The organism is Burkholderia sp. JP2-270 (assembly GCF_003233675.1).
GTDB classification, from domain to species: domain Bacteria; phylum Pseudomonadota; class Gammaproteobacteria; order Burkholderiales; family Burkholderiaceae; genus Burkholderia; species Burkholderia pyrrocinia_C.
Genome location: NZ_CP029824.1, coordinates 3,051,361 through 3,068,056, shown reverse-complemented (window position 1 = coordinate 3,068,056; position 16,696 = coordinate 3,051,361). Strand labels below are relative to the sequence as shown.

The window sequence follows — 16,696 nt, the reverse complement described above, 5'->3', positions numbered from 1 at the left end:
CTGACGCCTGACTTTATGGAGGTCAGGAGGAAGAATTGCTCGATCGCAAGGCACTTCAGGCACTGGGTTGCTGGACAGGCTATCGGCTGGAGCGGGTGGAGTGGCCGGAGGGCGATAGCCGCACGCTGTCGCTGTACTTGAAGCCGGTCAGCAAGGTCATGTACTGCGAACAATGCGGAGCGCGTTGCCAGCAGACTCATGAAACGACGGTGCGGCGCGTGCGCGATCTGCCGCTGTTCGAGTACCGGGTGGTGTTGCATGTGCCTCGTCGCCGGGTCTGGTGCGAACGCTGCGGCGGGCCGAGGCTGGAGAAGCTGGACTGGCTGGGCCGCTACCAGCGGGTGACCGAGCGATTCGCCAAGGCCTGCGAGAAGCTGCTGCAAGCGGCCAGCGTGCAGGCGGTAGCGGCCTTCTACGACCTGGGCTGGCATACGGTCAAATCGATCGACAAGATGCGCTTACGCGCACGCGTGGCCGAGCCGGACTGGTCAACGATCCGCTATCTGGCGATGGACGAGTTCGCGCTCCATAAAGGCCATCGCTACGCCACGGTGGTGGTCGATCCGATCGGCCGGCAAGTGCTCTGGATCGGACAGGGGCGCTCTCGCGAGACGGCCAGGGCCTTCTTCGAACAACTTCCCGCAGGCGTCGCCGAGCGCATCGAAGCGGTCGCGATTGACATGACCACGGCCTACGAGCTGGAGATCAAGGCGCAGTGTCCGCAAGCCGAGGTGGTCTACGACCTGTTCCACGTCGTCGCCAAGTACGGGCGCGAGGTGATCGATCGGGTACGGGTGGATCAGGCCAATCAGCTACGCCATGACCGGCCGGCCCGGAAGGTTCTGAAGTCCAGTCGATGGCTGCTGCTGCGCAACCGCCGCAACCTGAAGCAGGAACAGGCCGTGCATCTGAAGGAACTGCTGGCCGCCAATCAGCCGTTGTTGTGCGTCTACCTGCTACGCGACGAACTCAAACGGCTCTGGTTCTACCAGAAGCCAGCTTGGGCGCAGAAAGCCTGGGAGCAATGGATCGAGCAAGCCCGGCAAAGCGGGATTGCCGCGCTGCAACTGTTTGCTCAGCGTCTGCAGGGTTATTGGCACGGCATCCTCGCCCGCTGCCGCCATCCGCTCAATACCAGCGTCGTCGAAGGCATCAACAACACCATCAAGGTCATCAAACGCAGGGCTTACGGGTACCGCGACGAGGAATACTTCTTCCTCAAGATCCGCGCCGCGTTCCCCGGTAATCCTCGATGAACCAATAAAAAACCGGCCCTCGAGCCGGTTTTTTCATGGTCGCGCGACGTCGGCCCGAGGCCGCGCGCCGCGCGCGGAGCAGGCCGTCAGGCCGGCTTGCCCCAGCTGTCGCGCAGCCCGACGATCCGATTGAACACGGGCTTGCCCGGCTTCGAATCGACACGGTCGGCAACGAAGTAGCCGTGCCGTTCGAACTGCAGGCGCGTTTCCGGCGCGATGTCGCCGTTGCCCGGCTCGACGTACGCTTGCACGATCTTCTTCGAATCGGGGTTCAGCGCCTCGAGGAAGTTCGCGCCGCCAGCGTCCGGATGCGGCTCCTTGAACAGGCGGTCGTAGATCCGCACTTCGGCCGGCTGCGCATGCTTCGCGCTGACCCAGTGGATGTTGCCCTTGACCTTGTACGTGTTCGCGCCTTCGGTACCCGACTTGCTGTCCGGGAAGTAGTTGCAGTGCACGGCCGTCACGTTGCCGTCGGCATCCTTGTCGAAGCCCGTGCACTCGATCACGTAGCCGTAGCGCAGGCGCACCTTGTTGCCCGGGAACAGGCGGAAATAGCCCTTCGGCGGGTTCTCGACGAAATCCTCGCGCTCGATCCACAGCTCGCGCGAGATCGGGAACGTGCGCACGCCGCGTTCCGGGTGATGCGGATGCACGGGCGCCGTGCACGCTTCTTCCTGGCCTTCCGGATAGTTGTCGATCACGAGCTTCAGCGGATCGAGCACCGCGACCGTGCGCGCGGCCTTGTCGTCGAGGTCGTCGCGCAGCGCGCCTTCGAAGATGCTCATGTCGATCCACGAATCGATCTTCGTCACGCCGATCCGCTCGCAGAACAGGTGGATGCTCTCCGGCGTGAAGCCGCGGCGGCGCACGCCGACGATCGTCGGCATCCGCGGGTCGTCCCAGCCGTCGACGTGGCCTTCGGTGACGAGCTGCAGCAGCTTGCGCTTGCTGGTGATCGCGTACGTGAGGTTCAGCCGCGAGAATTCGATCTGTTGCGGCAGCGGGCGCGTGAACATGCCGGCTTCCGCGAGTTCGTTCAGCACCCAGTCGTACAGCGGGCGGTGATCCTCGAACTCGAGCGTGCACAGCGAATGCGTGATGCCTTCGAGCGCATCCGAGATGCAGTGCGTGTAGTCGTACATCGGATACACGCACCATGCGTCGCCGGTGCGGTAGTGGTGCGCGTAGCGGATCCGGTAGATCACCGGGTCGCGCATGTTCATGTTCGGCGAAGCCATGTCGATCTTCGCGCGCAGCACGTGCTCGCCTTCCTTGAACTCGCCGGCCTTCATGCGGCGGAACAGGTCGAGGTTCTCATCGGGCGTGCGGTCGCGGAACGGCGACGGCTTGCCGCCTTCCGTCAGCGAGCCGCGGTTCGCGCGCATTTCGTCGGCGCTCTGGCTGTCGACGTACGCCTTGCCGCGCTTGATCAGCAGCTCGGCGAATTCGTACAGCTTGTCGTAGTAGTCGCTCGCGAAATACTGGTGGTCGACCGCGTCCTTGCGCCAGTCGAAACCGAGCCAGCGTACCGCGTCGACGATCGAGTCGACGTACTCGACGCTTTCCTTTTCCGGGTTCGTGTCGTCGAAGCGCAGGTGGCACACGCCGCCGTAGTCGCGCGCGACGCTGAAGTTCAGGCAGATGCTCTTCGCGTGGCCGATGTGCAGATAGCCGTTCGGCTCGGGCGGGAAGCGCGTTTCGACGCGGCCGCCCCATTTGCCGGTGCGGTTGTCGTCGTCGATGATGTTGCGGATGAAGTTGGAAGCCGCGGGGGCGTCGTTGCGTTCGGTGCTCATGCGGTTGGCGTCAGGTTGTGTCGGCGCGTCGCGCCGGTTTAATCCCGTAATTCTACCTGACCGGGGTCCGTCCCGCGCGGCTTGCGGGTGAGGGCCGTCGCGTTCGCAATGCGTGCCGCAATATCTCGATAGTGTGTCGGCTGTAACACGACGTAAATCGGATTGCTCGCGCCGTTCGGGTTTTCCTATGATGGCTTCACCGATTCAATGCCGCCATTCGCGTAATTGCGTGGCGGGAGGAAGCCAATAATCATGATGAAGAAGACCACTTTTCTCGTTCGTACCGCGGTGATCGTCGCGGCGCTGTCGCAACTCGGTGCATGCGCGATGACGCATACGCAACGCAATGCCGGTATCGGCGCGGCCGCGGGCGGCGCGCTCGGCTACCTGATCACGGGCGGCCCGGTCGGCACGGTTGCCGGCGCGGCGGCAGGCGGCCTGGTCGGCGCCGGCGTACGCTGATCGAAGCCGGCGCGACCGAGCGCCGGCCGGTCGTGACGCCGACCTGAGCGCGTCACGACCCGCTGCACACCTTTCCGTTTTTTTTGACAGGCAGCATCAGGGAGAGGAGGGTGTGCGACACTTCGTCGACTTCACAAAACCACGCCATTCGTCGACGAATCCTTCCATGAGCACCCCCCTTGTTCTCGTCCTGCCGGGCTACGCCAATTCGGGCCCGCTTCACTGGCAGAGCCGCTGGGAGCGCGCCGATGCGCGCTTCTCGCGCGTCGCGATGCCCGACTGGGACCGCGCGTTCCGCAACGGCTGGTGTCTCGCGCTCGATCGCGCAGTCGAAGCCGCGCGCGCTCCCGTGCTGATCGCCGGCCACAGCCTCGGCACGCTGACCGCCGCGTGGTGGGCGACGCGTTATGCGCGCCCGGCTGCGCTCGCGAAAGTGCGCGGCGCGCTGCTCGTCGCGCTGCCCGATCCCGCCGGGCCGGCGTTTCCTGCCGACGCGCACGGCTTCGGGCCGGTGCCGCACGAGCGGCTGCCGTTTCCGACCTGCGTGGTCGCGAGCAGCGACGATCCGTACGGCTCGCTCGCGTTCGCGCGCGGCTGCGCGCATGCGTGGGGCAGTGAATTCCGCGACATCGGCCCGCGCGGCCACATCAATGCGGACAGCGGGCTCGGCGACTGGCCGGCCGCGCGCGGCTGGCTGGACGCGCTCGCGCGCTAGTCGCCGCCGCGCGAGCGCCTGAAGCGCGGCCGATCGTCAGATCGCCTGCTTCGCCTTCAGCGCCGCGATCCGTTCGTCGTCGTAGCCGAGCATGTCGCGCAGCACGTCGTCGGTCTGCGCGCCGAGCAGCGGCGGGGCCGTGCGCGCGTCGGGCGGCGTCGCGCTCATCCGGATCGGGTTGCGCACGAGCTGCACGTCCGCGCCGCACGGGTGCGGCAGCGACACCTGCATCCCGCGCGCGACGACCTGCTCGTTGTCGAACACTTCCTCCAGATCGTTGATCGGCCCGCACGGCACGCCGGCCGCTTCGAGCACGCCGATCCAGTCGGCCTTGCCGCGCGCCTTCACCATCTCCGCGAGGATCGGCACCAGCGTGTCGCGGTGGCGCACGCGCGACGGGTTCGTCGCGAAGCGCTCGTCGTCGGCCAGTTCGGGCCGGCCACCGGCCTCGACGAACTTGCGGAACTGCCCGTCGTTGCCGACCGCGACGATGATCCACCCGTCGCTCGTCTGGAACGTCTGGTACGGCACGATGTTCGGATGCGCGTTGCCCCAGCGCATCGGCGGCTTGCCGCTCGCGAGGAAGTTGGTGTTCATGTTCGCGAGCAGCGCGACCTGCACGTCAAGCAGCGCCATGTCGATGTACTGGCCTTCGCCCGTATGGTCGCGGTGCGCGAGCGCGGCGAGCACGGCGATCGTCGAGTAGAGGCCGGTCGCGAGATCGGCGATCGCGACGCCAGCCTTCTGCGGGCCGCCGCCCGGCTCGCCGTCGCGCTCGCCGGTGATGCTCATGAAGCCGCCGATTCCCTGCACGATGAAGTCGTAGCCCGCGCGGTGCGCGTACGGGCCGGTCTGGCCGAAGCCGGTGACCGAGCAGTAGACGAGATCGGGCTTCACCGCGCGCAGCGATTCGTAGTCGAGCCCGTATTTCTTCAACTGGCCGACCTTGTAGTTCTCGAGCACGACGTCGCTTTGCGCGGCGAGTTCGCGCACGATCTGCTGGCCTTCGGGCGTCGCGATGTCGATCGTCACCGAGCGCTTGTTGCGGTTCGCCGCGAGGTAGTACGCGGCCTCGGCGGTATCCGTGCCGTCCGCGCCCTTCAGGTACGGCGGCCCCCAGTGGCGCGTGTCGTCGCCGGCGCCCGGGCGCTCGACCTTGATCACGTCCGCGCCGAAATCGGCGAGGGTCTGCGCGCACCACGGGCCCGCGAGCACGCGGGTGAGGTCCAGCACGCGGATATGGCTCAGGGCACCCATCGTCGAATCGTCTCCTTTCATGGCTGGCCTCCGTTGTTCGGCAAGGCCGATTGGCATGCCGAGCATCTTAAGTCGAATCGGCCATCCGGGTGGCCCAGCCGGGCCGGCCGAATGGCCGAGCCGCTTTGCCGGCGCTTTGCCCGGAAGCCGGCCCCGATCCCGTATAATCGAACGTTTCCGAATCCATGCCGCCGCGCGCCCCGCCTGGGGCGCCGGCGTTTGAAGCCGTCTTTGCCAGACTGTCCCCGCACGCCATGAAAGCTGCCGAAATCCGCGAGAAATTCCTCAAATTCTTCGAATCGAAGGGTCACACGATCGTCCGCTCGTCGAGCCTCGTGCCCGGTAACGACCCCACGCTGATGTTCACGAACTCGGGCATGGTCCAGTTCAAGGACGTCTTCCTCGGCACGGACCAGCGCCCGTATTCGCGCGCCACGACGGCGCAGCGCAGCGTGCGCGCGGGCGGCAAGCACAACGACCTCGAGAACGTCGGCTACACGGCGCGTCACCACACGTTCTTCGAGATGCTCGGCAACTTCTCGTTCGGCGACTACTTCAAGCACGACGCGATCCGCTTCGCGTGGGAGCTGCTGACCACGGTCTACCAGCTGCCGAAGGAAAAGCTGTGGGTCACCGTCTACCAGGAAGACGACGAGGCGTACGACATCTGGGCGAAGGAAGTCGGCGTGCCGGCCGAGCGCATCATCCGGATCGGCGACAACAAGGGCGCGCGCTACGCGTCCGACAACTTCTGGACCATGGGCGATACGGGCCCGTGCGGCCCGTGCACGGAAATCTTCTACGATCACGGCCCGGACGTGTGGGGCGGCCCGCCGGGGTCGCCTGAAGAAGACGGCGACCGCTACATCGAGATCTGGAACCTCGTGTTCATGCAGTTCAACCGCGACGCGCAGGGCAACATGACGCGGCTGCCGAAGCAGTCCGTCGACACCGGCATGGGCCTCGAGCGCCTCGCCGCGGTGCTGCAGCACGTGCACAGCAACTACGAGATCGACCTGTTCCAGAACCTGATCAAGGCCGCCGCGCGCGTGACCGAGATCAGCGACCTGAACAACAACTCGCTGAAGGTGATCGCCGATCACATCCGCGCGTGCTCGTTCCTGATCGTCGACGGCGTGATTCCGGGCAACGAAGGTCGCGGCTACGTGCTGCGCCGGATCGTGCGCCGCGCGATCCGCCACGGCTACAAGCTCGGCCGCAAGGGTTCGTTCTTCCACAAGCTGGTGGCCGACCTCGTCGCCGAGATGGGCGGCGCGTATCCGGAGCTGAAGGAAGCCGAACAGCGCGTGACCGACGTGCTGCGCCAGGAAGAAGAGCGCTTCTTCGAAACGATCGAGCACGGGATGTCGATCCTCGAGGGCGCGCTGGCCGACGTCGAGGCGAAGGGCGGCAAGGTGCTCGACGGCGAACTCGCGTTCAAGCTGCACGATACCTACGGCTTCCCGCTCGACCTCACGGCCGACGTATGCCGCGAGCGCGGCATGACGGTCGACGAGCCGGCATTCGACGATGCGATGGCGCGCCAGCGCGAGCAGGCGCGCGCGGCCGGCAAGTTCAAGGCCACGCAGGGCCTCGAATACACGGGCGCGAAAACCACCTTCCACGGCTACGAGGAAATCGCGTTCGACGACGCGAAGGTCGTCGCGCTGTACGTCGACGGCTCGTCGGTCAACGAAGTGAAGGCCGGCCAGGATGCGGTCGTCGTGCTCGACCACACGCCGTTCTATGCGGAATCGGGCGGCCAGGTCGGCGACCAGGGCGTGCTCGCGAATGCGTCGACGCGCTTCGCGGTGGCCGACACGCTGAAGGTGCAGGCCGACGTGATCGGCCACCACGGCACGCTCGAGCAGGGCACGCTGAAGGTCGGCGACGTGCTGCGCGCGGAAATCGACGCGCACCGTCGTGCGCGCACGCAGCGCAACCACTCGGCCACCCACCTGATGCACAAGGCGCTGCGCGAGGTACTCGGCGCGCACGTGCAGCAGAAGGGTTCGCTGGTCGACGCGGAAAAAACCCGTTTCGACTTCGCGCACAACGCGCCGATGACGGACGACGAAATCCGTCGCGTCGAGCAGATCGTCAACAACGAAATCCTCGCGAACGCGCCGGGCATCGTGCGCGTGATGCCGTACGACGAAGCGGTGAAGGGCGGCGCGATGGCGCTGTTCGGCGAGAAGTACGGCGATGAAGTGCGCGTGCTCGACCTCGGCTTCTCGCGAGAACTGTGCGGCGGCACGCACGTGCACCGCACCGGCGACATCGGCTTCTTCAAGATCGTCGTCGAAGGCGGCGTCGCAGCCGGCATCCGCCGCGTCGAGGCGATCACCGGCGACAACGCGGTGCGCTTCGTGCAGGATCTCGACGCCCGCGTGAACGAAGCGGCAGCCGCGCTGAAGGCGCAGCCGTCGGAGCTCACGCAGCGCATCGCGCAGGTGCAGGACCAGGTGAAGTCGCTCGAGAAGGAACTGGGCGCGCTGAAGTCGAAGCTCGCATCGAGCCAGGGCGACGAGCTCGCGCAGCAGGCCGTCGAAATCGGCGGCGTGTACGTGCTGGCCGCGACGCTCGACGGCGCCGACGCGAAGACGCTGCGCGAAACGGTCGACAAGCTGAAGGACAAGCTGAAGAGCGCGGCGATCGTGCTGGCGGCCGTCGAAGGCGGCAAGGTCAGCCTGATCGCGGGCGTCACGCCCGACGCGAGCAAGAAGGTCAAGGCCGGCGAGCTCGTGAACTTCGTCGCGCAGCAGGTCGGCGGCAAGGGCGGCGGCCGTCCGGACATGGCGCAGGCAGGCGGCACCGAGCCGGCGAACCTGCCGGGCGCACTGGCCGGTGTGAAGGGCTGGGTCGAAGAGCGTCTTTGATCGGTCTGGCCGGCGCGGCGCCCGCGAGGGCGGAGCGCCGGCCGGCACCGCGCGGTTCTTTCGACGGAATCGCATGAAACGAAACGACCCGATCGGCCATTGGCCGGTCGGGTCGTTTTGCGTTTGCACGGGGTGCGGGTGGCTGATCCGCCGCCGTGCCTGACGCACGAGCGGTAGCCAGCCCTGCAGACGGGCGGCGGGTGCGTCGTCGTGCGTTCGTCGGCGGATCGCGTCAGGCCGGCAGCGCCACGCGCGGCTTCTGCGCTGCGTCCGGCTGCCGCGCGGCCTCCCCAAGCGCGTCTCGCAGTGCGGCGAGCGCCGCCGACGCATAACCCTGCCGCCACGCGAGCAGCGTATCGATCCCTTCGAGTTCGGGAATCGTGTGTGCGACGATGTTGCCGGTCTCGGGCTGCAGGTCGAGCACCGAGCGCGGCGCGACAGCGATGCCCGCGCCGGCCGCGACGCACGCGACGATCGCGTGATACGAGCCGAGCTCGAGCACGCGCGCCGGCTTCGTCCCATGCGCGGCATACCACTGCTCGACGTACTTCCGATACGTGCAGCCGCGCTCGAACGCGATCAGCGTGGGCAGGATCACGTCGCGCGGCGTGCGCACCGGCGGATGGCCGCGCGGCGTGAGCAGCACCAGATCCTCGCGGAAGACCGGCACCGTCTCGAACGTGTCGGGCAGCGTGTCCGGCGCGGGCGGGCGCGCGAACAGCGCGGCGTCGATCTCGAAGTCGCGCACCTTGCCGATCAGCCAGCCCGTCGTGCCCGTCACCAGCTCGAGCGACACGTCGGGCCACGCATGGTGATAGCGCGCGAGCACGGTCGGCAGCCGGCTCGCGGCGGTGCTTTCCATCGTGCCGAGCCGCAGCCGCCCGCGCGGCGTGTCTTCGCGCACCGCGTCGCGCGCCTCGTCGGCGAGCGCGAGCAGGCGCTCCGCATACGGCAGCAGCGTGTGCCCGGCCGGCGTCAGCACGAGCCGGCGGCCATCGCGCACGAACAGCGCCGCACCGAGTTCTTCCTCGAGTTGCTTGATGCGCGTCGTGACGTTCGACTGCACGCGATTGAGCTTCGCCGCCGCGCGCGTCACGCCGTTCTCGCGCACGACCGCCCGGAAAATCGCCAGCGCCGCCAGGTCCATGATTCTCTCCAAGCGATGAATGGATTCTTAATTATTCATTTTTCAAGAACGTTTGGTCAAGCTACGATGGACCCATTCCGGTTTCCGATCCGGCCGGCGCGTCGTGCGCCGGCCCATGCCGCCATGTCCCGCTCCGATGCCCCGACCGCCGCCGCCGGCGCGCTTCCGTCCGATCAGGCCGACCGACGCGCCCGAGCGGCCGCGCTGGCCTGCATGGTCGGCCTCGCCGTCGTGCTCGGTGTCGGCCGTTTCGCGTTCACGCCGCTGCTGCCGCTGATGCTCGCGGACGGCTCGATCGGCCTGAAGGCCGGCGGCTGGCTCGCATCGGCGAACTACGCGGGTTACTTCGCCGGCGCGGTCAGTTGCGCGGCGCTGCGCGTCGCGCCGGCGCGGATGGTCCGCTTCGGGCTCGCGGCCACCGTGCTGCTCACCGCCGCGATGGGCGTCGGCCACCTGCTGCCCGTGTGGCTCGCGGTGCGCTTCGTCGCGGGCGTCGTCAGCGCATGGACGTTCGTGTTCATGTCGCAATGGGGGCTGCGGCGCCTCGCCGAGCTGCACGCGCCCGAGTGGAGCGGGGTGATCTACGCGGGGCCCGGCGTCGGCATCGTGCTGACGGGGCTGATCGGCAGCGCGCTGGCCGGCCGGCCGGCGGCGTCGGGCTGGCTCGGCTTCGCGGCGCTGTCGGCCGTGCTGTCGGTCGCGATCTGGCGCACCTTTGCGGTCGCGCCGGCGCCAGCCGTGCCGGCGGCCGGTGCCGCGCCGCATGCGGCCGCCGCAGCTGCGGCAGCCTCCGCGGCGACGGCCGACGCACGACGCCATCGCGCGGATGCCGCGTGGCTCGTCGTGCTGTACGGAACGCCGGGCTTCGGCTACATCATCACCGCGACGTTCCTGCCCGTGATCGCGCGCGCCGTGCTGCCGGCCGGCTCGCCGTGGCCCGACCTGTTCTGGCCGATGTTCGGCGCGGCGCTGATCGTCGGCGCGATCGCCGCCGCGCGGCTGCCCGGGCACTGGGACAACCGGCTGCTGCTGGCGGCCGGCTGCGCGACGCAGGCGCTCGGCATTGCGGCCGGGATCGTGTGGCCGAACGCGCTCGGCTTTTCGGTCGGCAGCGCGCTGCTCGGCCTGCCGTTCACCGCGATCACGCTGTTCGCGATGCGCGAGGCGCGGCGCCTGCACGGCGAGCGCGCGGCCGGGCTGATGGGCTATGCGACCGCGTCGTACGGGATCGGGCAGATTCTCGGCCCGCTCGTCGCGGCGCCGCTTGCCGCGCGCTTCGGGTCGTTTTCGCCGGCGCTGTGGGTCGCGGTGGCCGCGCTGCTCGCGGGCGCCGCCGGCTTCGCGGCGATCGCCGCGAAGGGCCGCCTGCGACCCTGACGCCTGCGGGGCCGGATCGTCTGCGGCACGGGCAAACTCGCTAGAATGAGGCCTTTCCCGCGCCGAGCGGGTGCGCGGGCGGCCGGCAGGCGGCCGCCGGGCGTCCGCCAGATCCCCATCGATGACCACCGCCGACTACCGCTTTTGCCCGCGCTGCGCGAGCCCGCTGACCGAGCGCGCCGATCCCGAACATGAAGGCGGCCGCGTCCGCCAGGCGTGCCCCGACGACACCTGCGGCTATGTTCACTGGAACAACCCGCTGCCCGTCGTCGCCGCGATCGTCGAGCTCGACGGCAAGATCCTGCTCGCGCGCAACGCGGCCTGGCCCGAAGGGATGTTCGCGCTGATCACCGGTTTCCTCGAGAACGGCGAGACGCCCGAGGACGGCATCGCGCGTGAGGTATTCGAGGAAACGGCGCTGAAGGCCGAGCATGTGTCGCTCGTCGGCGTCTACGAATTCATCCGCAAGAACGAATTGATCATCGCGTATCACGTGCGCGCGTCGGGCACGGTCGCGCTGTCGCCCGAACTGCTCGAATACCGGCTCGTCGATCCGCCGCAGCTGCGCCCGTGGCGCGCCGGCACGGGCGTCGCGCTCGCCGACTGGATGCGTGCGCGCGGCCTCGATTTCGAATTCGTCGACCGGCCGGGGCAGTGACGGGCCGAACCGTCCGCAGGGTTTCATCCGCCGTGCCGCGCGCGACCGCGACGCGGCGCTTCGCTTGTTGCCGGCGCGCCGTGCCACCCGGCCGCCGCGCTTCGTCTTCATCGCCTCTATCGTCCTGACCGCCATCGCCATGTCCGACAAGCCGCAGCCGCGTCCGCGCGACGCCTACCGCCACTTCCTGCCGATCACGACCCGCTGGATGGACAACGACGTCTACGGGCACGTGAACAACGTCGTCTACTACAGCTACTTCGACACGGTCGTGAACGAGTACCTGATCCGCGCGGGCGTGCTCGACGTCGAGCACGGGCAGACGATCGGGCTTGTCGTCGAGACGCAGTGCAACTACTTCGCGCCGCTCGTGTTTCCGCAGTCGGTCGACGCGGGGCTGCGCGTCGCGAAGCTCGGCACGTCGAGCGTGCGCTACGAGGTCGGGCTGTTCGCGCAAGGCGACGCATCGCCCGCCGCGCAGGGGCATTTCGTGCACGTGTATGTCGATCGCGGCACGCGCCGCCCGGTGCCGCTGCCCGACGCGCTGCGCGCCGCGCTCGACCCGCTCGCGGCCTGACGGTTCGCGGTGCACGCGGTCGCGCTCCAGGCCTTCAACGGCCTCAGCTACGGTTTGCTGCTGTTCATGCTGTCGGCTGGCCTCACGCTGATCTTCAGCGTGCAGGGCGTGCTCAACTTCGCGCATGCGAGCTTCTACATGCTCGGCGCATATGTCGGCTACAGCATCGCGGCGCGAGCGGGCTTCTGGCCCGCGCTCGTGCTCGCGCCGCTCGCGGTCGGGCTGCTCGGCGCCGGCTGCGAACGCGGGCTGCTGCGCCGCGTGCAGGCACGCGGCCATACGAGCGAGCTGCTGCTGACCTTCGGCCTTGCGTACCTGATCGGCGAGGGTGCGAAACTGCTGTGGGGCCTCGCGCCGCTGCCGGCGCCCGTGCCGCCGCTGTTCGACGGCGCACCCGTGACCGTATTCGGCCTCGCGCTGCCGCGCTACCGGCTGTTCATGATGGGGATGTCCACGGCGATGCTGGTCGCGCTCGGCGCGCTGCTGCGCGTGTCGCGCATCGGGCTCGTCGTGCGCGCGGCGCTCACGCATCGCGCGGCCGTCGAGGCGCTCGGCTACGACGTGCCGCGCGTGATGACGGCGCTGTTCGGCGCGGGCACCGCGCTCGCGGCGCTGGCCGGCGTGATCGGCGCGCCGCTCGCGGTGATCGAACCCGCGCTGGCCGAGACCGTCGGGTCGGTCGTATTCGCGGTCGTCGTGATCGGCGGGCTCGGCTCGCTCGGCGGCGCGTTCGCCGCGTCGCTCGCGGTCGGTTTCGCGCAGACCTTCACGGCCGCGAGCGACACGTCGTTGCGCGACCTCGCGCAATGGGCCGGCGTCGCGCTGCCCGACAGCGTGGCCGCGGTGTCGATCGCGCAACTGGCGCCGCTGGTACCGTACCTGCTGCTCGTCGCGGTGCTGGTCGCACGGCCGCGCGGGCTGTTCGGCGAGCGTGCCGATGCGTAGCCGCGCGCTCGCCGGCCTGGCGCGCTGGGCGCTGTTCGCCGCGTGCGTCGCGCTGCCCGCGTGGCTGTGGCCGCATGGCGCGATGCTCGGCTATCTCGCGCAGACGGCCGCGCTCGTCGTGCTCGCGCTGTCGTACAACCTGCAGCTCGGCACGACCGGGCTGCTGTCGTTCGGGCATGCGGCGTTCGCGGGCCTCGGCGCATTCGCCGCCGCGCACTGGTTCAACCGCTTCGGCGGGCCGCTGCCGCTGCTGCCGCTCGTCGGCGGCGCGGCCGGCGCGGGCTTCGGCTTCGTCGCCGGGCTGCTCGCGACGCGCCGTTCAGGCACCGCGTTCGCGATGATCACGCTCGGGCTCGGCGAATGCGTCGCGGCCGCCGCGTGGAGCGTGCCCGCGTGGTTCGGCGGCATCGGCGGCGTGCCGATCGATCGCGCGAGCGGCACGCCGTGGGGCGGCTGGCATTTCGGCGCGCCGGTGCAGGCGTACGCGGTGATCGCCGCATGGTGCTTCGTGTCGGCGTTCGCGATGCATGCGCTGACGCGTACGCCGCTCGCGCGGCTCGCGAACGCGGTGCGCGACAACCCGGCGCGGGTCGCCGCGCTCGGCACCGATCCGCGCCGCGTGCGGCTCGCGATGGTCACTTGCGCGTCGTTCTTCGCGGGCATCGCCGGCACGCTGACGCTGATCGACGTCGAAATAGCGACACCCGACAGCGTGTCGATGGCGCGCTCGGCGACCGTGCTGATCGCCGCGGTGATCGGCGGTACCGGCGCGTTCTTCGGGCCGGCGGCCGGCGCGGCCATGCTGACCGCGCTGAGCATCGTCGTCGCGGGCGTGTCGCGCGCGTGGGCGCTATATCTCGGCGTGCTGTTCGTCGTGATCGTCGTGGCTGCGCCGCGCGGGATCGCGGGCATCGCGCAAGCGCTCGCGCAGGCGTTGCGGCGCGGCGCGCCGGCTGCCGAGCGGTGGCGCATGCTGTGCGGCGTCGGCGCGTGCGTGTTCTGGGGCGTTGCGATCGTCTGCGCGGCCGAACTCGGTTATGCGTGGCGCTTCGCGCAGGACGACGGCACGGGCTTCGCGTTCGGCGCCTGGGGCATCGACGCCGATACGCCGGCCGGCTGGGCCGTCGCGTGTTCGGCGGCCGGCATCGGCACGCTGCTGTGGGGCTGGCGCGCGCGGCTCGCGCAGGGCATGCAGGTCGGCAAGCGGGGGGGCGGGCGATGAACGGCAACGCGATCGCGCTGCACGGCGTCACGCAGTGCTTCGGTGCGCAGACCGTGCTCGACGGCGTCGAGCTGAGCATCGCGACCGGCGAGCGCCATGCGCTGATCGGGCCGAACGGCGCGGGCAAGTCGACGCTGTTCGGCGTGATTGCGGGCGCGACGCGGCCGACGCGCGGGCGCGTCGTGCTGCACGGCGTCGAACTGCGCGGGCGCGGGCCGGTCGTCGCGAGCCACCTCGGCATCGGCCGCAGTTTCCAGCAGACGAGCGCGTTCGCGCGGCTGACCGTGTTCGACAACCTGCGCTGCGCGGCGCTGCATGCGCCGGCCGAGCGGCGGCGCTGGTGGAACCGGCTGCGCGAATCGGCGTCGGTCGATCTCGCGGCCGCGCGCGTGCTGCACGACATCGGTCTCGACGCGCAGCGCGACACGCCGGCCGCCGAACTGGGCTATGCGGAGCAGCGCGCGCTCGATCTCGGGATCGCGCTCGCGAGCGGCGCGCGCACGCTGCTGCTCGACGAGCCGACGGCCGGCATGAGCCGCGCGCAGGCGGCGCGGATGATCGCGCTGATCCGCGCGACGACGCAGGGCCGCACGGTGCTGATGATCGAGCACGACATGGATGCGGTGTTCGGCTTCGCTGAACGCATCACGGTGCTCGTGCGCGGCGCGGTGGTCGCGACCGGCGAGCCCGATGCGATCCGCGCGGATCCGGCCGTGCGCGCCGCGTATCTCGGCGAGGGCAGCGTATGACGAGCGCACTGCTCGACATCCGCGACCTGCGCGCGTGGTACGGGATGCAGCCCGTGCTCGACGGCGTCGATCTCGCGCTCGCGTCGGGCGAGACGCTCGCGCTGCTCGGCCGCAACGGCTCGGGTCGCTCGACGCTCGCGAAGGCCGTGATGGGGCTCGTGCGCACGGCCGGCTCGGTGCGCATCGCCGGCGCCGAATGCGCGGGCGCGCGCACGTTCGAAATCGCGCGGCGCGGCGTCGCTTACGTTGCCGAAAGCCGCGACGTGTTTCCGCTGCTGACCGTGCGCGACAACCTGAAGCTCGGGCTGCGCGGCACGCACGGCGCGGCCGAACGCGCGGCGCTCGAACGCCTGTTCGACCGCTTTCCGCTGCTGGCCGCGCGCGCGGACGTGAAGGCCGGGCGGCTGTCGGGCGGCGAGCAGCAGGTGCTCGCGCTGGTGCGTGCGCTCGCCGGCCGCCCGCGCATGCTGATCGTCGACGAACCGGCCGAAGGGCTCGCGCCGCTCGCGGTCGACGAAGTCGGTGCGTGCCTCGCCGCACTGCAGGCGGACGGCGTCGCGATCGTGCTGATCGAGCAGCGACTGCAGCTTGCGCCGAGGTTGACGACGCGCGTCGCGGTAATGGGGCGCGGACGGATCGTCTACGACGGCGCGCTCGATGGCCTGGGCGGAGACATCGCCAACGCATGGCTGAGCGCCGGCTGACGGCGCCGAACCGATTGTTCGGCCGGCCCCGCCAGACAATTCGCGTCGAGCCGCTTTATCGCCGCCGCGCGGCACCTTAAATTGCCAGTCATGCCGGGCCGCCGCATCGATGCGGCAACCGGCGCCATCCATCGATAGTCATCTGACTGAGGAATGAAATCATGAGCAAGCTGGCAGGCAAGGTAGCGATCGTCACGGGCGGATCGAAGGGCATCGGCGCCGCGATCGCGCGGGCGCTGGCCGCGGAAGGCGCGTCCGTCGTCGTCAATTACGCGAGCAGCAAGGCGGGCGCCGACGCGGTGGTGAGCGCGATCGTCGAAGCCGGCGGCCGCGCGGTTGCGGTCGGCGGCGACGTGTCGAAGGCAGCAGACGCGCAGCGCATCGTCGATACGGCGATCGACACGTACGGCCGTCTGGACGTGCTCGTCAACAATTCCGGTGTGTACGAATTCGCGCCGATCGAAGCGATCACCGAAGAACATTACCGTCGGCAGTTCGATACGAACGTGTTCGGCGTGCTGCTCACGACGCAGGCGGCCGTCAAGCATCTCGGCGAAGGCGCGAGCATCATCAACATCAGCTCGGTAGTGACCAGCATCACGCCGCCCGCCAGCGCCGTCTACAGCGGCACGAAGGGCGCGGTCGACGCGATCACCGGCGTGCTCGCACTCGAGCTCGGCCCGCGCAAGATCCGCGTGAACGCGATCAACCCGGGCATGATCGTGACCGAGGGCACGCACAGCGCGGGCATCATCGGTTCCGATCTCGAAGCGCAGGTGCTGGGCCAGACGCCGCTCGGCCGCCTCGGCGAGCCGAACGACATCGCATCGGTCGCCGTGTTCCTCGCGTCGGACGACGCACGCTGGATGACCGGCGAACACCTCGTCGTGAGCGGCGGATTGAACTGATCCCGCGATACGGCAAATCGGCACCATCGGCGCGCGTGCGCCGA

General features: G+C 69.3%; 15 protein-coding genes. 12 read left to right on the top strand and 3 right to left on the bottom strand.

What is annotated here, in order from left to right:
• Window positions 1-35: 35 nt before the first annotated feature.
• A complete protein-coding gene (locus tag DM992_RS14480; RefSeq protein ID WP_111015365.1) occupies window positions 36-1,256 on the top strand; it encodes an ISL3 family transposase in 1,221 nt (406 codons plus the stop codon).
• An 86-nt stretch (window positions 1,257-1,342) separates the two neighbouring features.
• Here the strand turns inward: DM992_RS14480 and DM992_RS14475 are convergent, their stop codons facing one another.
• Window positions 1,343-3,052, bottom strand: coding sequence for a glutamine--tRNA ligase/YqeY domain fusion protein (locus tag DM992_RS14475; RefSeq protein ID WP_111017297.1), 1,710 nt, complete (start codon window positions 3,050-3,052; stop codon window positions 1,343-1,345).
• 252 nt (window positions 3,053-3,304) lie between these two features.
• Here DM992_RS14475 and DM992_RS14470 point away from each other — a divergent pair, with 252 nt between their 5' ends.
• Both DM992_RS14470 and DM992_RS14465 read left to right on the top strand, forming a co-directional pair.
• Window positions 3,305-3,514: an ornithine acetyltransferase gene (locus DM992_RS14470; protein ID WP_006497729.1), complete on the top strand. Its 210-nt coding sequence runs from the start codon at window positions 3,305-3,307 to the stop codon at window positions 3,512-3,514.
• Between the two features lie 166 nt (window positions 3,515-3,680).
• Complete coding sequence (locus tag DM992_RS14465; protein WP_111017296.1) at window positions 3,681-4,229, top strand: alpha/beta hydrolase; 549 nt, start codon at window positions 3,681-3,683, stop codon at window positions 4,227-4,229.
• 36 nt (window positions 4,230-4,265) lie between these two features.
• Here the strand turns inward: DM992_RS14465 and DM992_RS14460 are convergent, their stop codons facing one another.
• A complete protein-coding gene (locus tag DM992_RS14460) occupies window positions 4,266-5,486 on the bottom strand; it encodes a CaiB/BaiF CoA-transferase family protein (RefSeq protein WP_111017295.1) in 1,221 nt (406 codons plus the stop codon).
• 254 nt (window positions 5,487-5,740) lie between these two features.
• Here DM992_RS14460 and alaS point away from each other — a divergent pair, with 254 nt between their 5' ends.
• Window positions 5,741-8,365, top strand: a complete 2,625-nt coding sequence (gene alaS, locus DM992_RS14450; protein WP_111017294.1) for an alanine--tRNA ligase — start codon at window positions 5,741-5,743, stop codon at window positions 8,363-8,365.
• A 232-nt stretch (window positions 8,366-8,597) separates the two neighbouring features.
• Here the strand turns inward: alaS and DM992_RS14445 are convergent, their stop codons facing one another.
• Window positions 8,598-9,512, bottom strand: coding sequence for a LysR family transcriptional regulator (locus DM992_RS14445; RefSeq protein WP_111017293.1), 915 nt, complete (start codon window positions 9,510-9,512; stop codon window positions 8,598-8,600).
• Between the two features lie 123 nt (window positions 9,513-9,635).
• Here DM992_RS14445 and DM992_RS14440 point away from each other — a divergent pair, with 123 nt between their 5' ends.
• The 8 genes from DM992_RS14440 (at window position 9,636) to DM992_RS14405 (ending at window position 16,652) form a co-directional block, all read left to right on the top strand.
• Window positions 9,636-10,889: a YbfB/YjiJ family MFS transporter gene (locus tag DM992_RS14440; RefSeq protein WP_111017292.1), complete on the top strand. Its 1,254-nt coding sequence runs from the start codon at window positions 9,636-9,638 to the stop codon at window positions 10,887-10,889.
• Between the two features lie 121 nt (window positions 10,890-11,010).
• Complete coding sequence (locus DM992_RS14435) at window positions 11,011-11,547, top strand: NUDIX domain-containing protein (RefSeq protein ID WP_111017291.1); 537 nt, start codon at window positions 11,011-11,013, stop codon at window positions 11,545-11,547.
• Window positions 11,548-11,686: 139 nt separating this feature from the next.
• Window positions 11,687-12,124, top strand: a complete 438-nt coding sequence (locus tag DM992_RS14430) for a thioesterase family protein (protein ID WP_111017938.1) — start codon at window positions 11,687-11,689, stop codon at window positions 12,122-12,124.
• Between the two features lie 9 nt (window positions 12,125-12,133).
• Complete coding sequence (locus tag DM992_RS14425; RefSeq protein ID WP_111017290.1) at window positions 12,134-13,069, top strand: branched-chain amino acid ABC transporter permease; 936 nt, start codon at window positions 12,134-12,136, stop codon at window positions 13,067-13,069.
• Window positions 13,062-14,291 (top strand): branched-chain amino acid ABC transporter permease, encoded by a 1,230-nt coding sequence (locus tag DM992_RS14420; protein WP_111017289.1) that lies wholly within the window; start codon window positions 13,062-13,064, stop codon window positions 14,289-14,291. The genes DM992_RS14425 and DM992_RS14420 overlap by 8 nt, the downstream gene beginning before the upstream one ends.
• Window positions 14,288-15,040 carry an ABC transporter ATP-binding protein gene (locus DM992_RS14415; RefSeq protein WP_111017288.1) on the top strand — a complete coding sequence of 251 codons (753 nt, stop codon included), beginning with the start codon at window positions 14,288-14,290 and terminating at the stop codon, window positions 15,038-15,040. The genes DM992_RS14420 and DM992_RS14415 overlap by 4 nt, the downstream gene beginning before the upstream one ends.
• On the top strand, window positions 15,037-15,744 hold the full coding sequence (locus DM992_RS14410; protein WP_111017287.1) for an ABC transporter ATP-binding protein: 708 nt from the start codon (window positions 15,037-15,039) through the stop codon (window positions 15,742-15,744). Before DM992_RS14415 ends, DM992_RS14410 begins: the two co-directional genes overlap by 4 nt.
• A gap of 161 nt (window positions 15,745-15,905) precedes the next feature.
• Window positions 15,906-16,652, top strand: coding sequence for a glucose 1-dehydrogenase (locus DM992_RS14405; protein ID WP_111017286.1), 747 nt, complete (start codon window positions 15,906-15,908; stop codon window positions 16,650-16,652).
• Window positions 16,653-16,696: the final 44 nt, after the last annotated feature.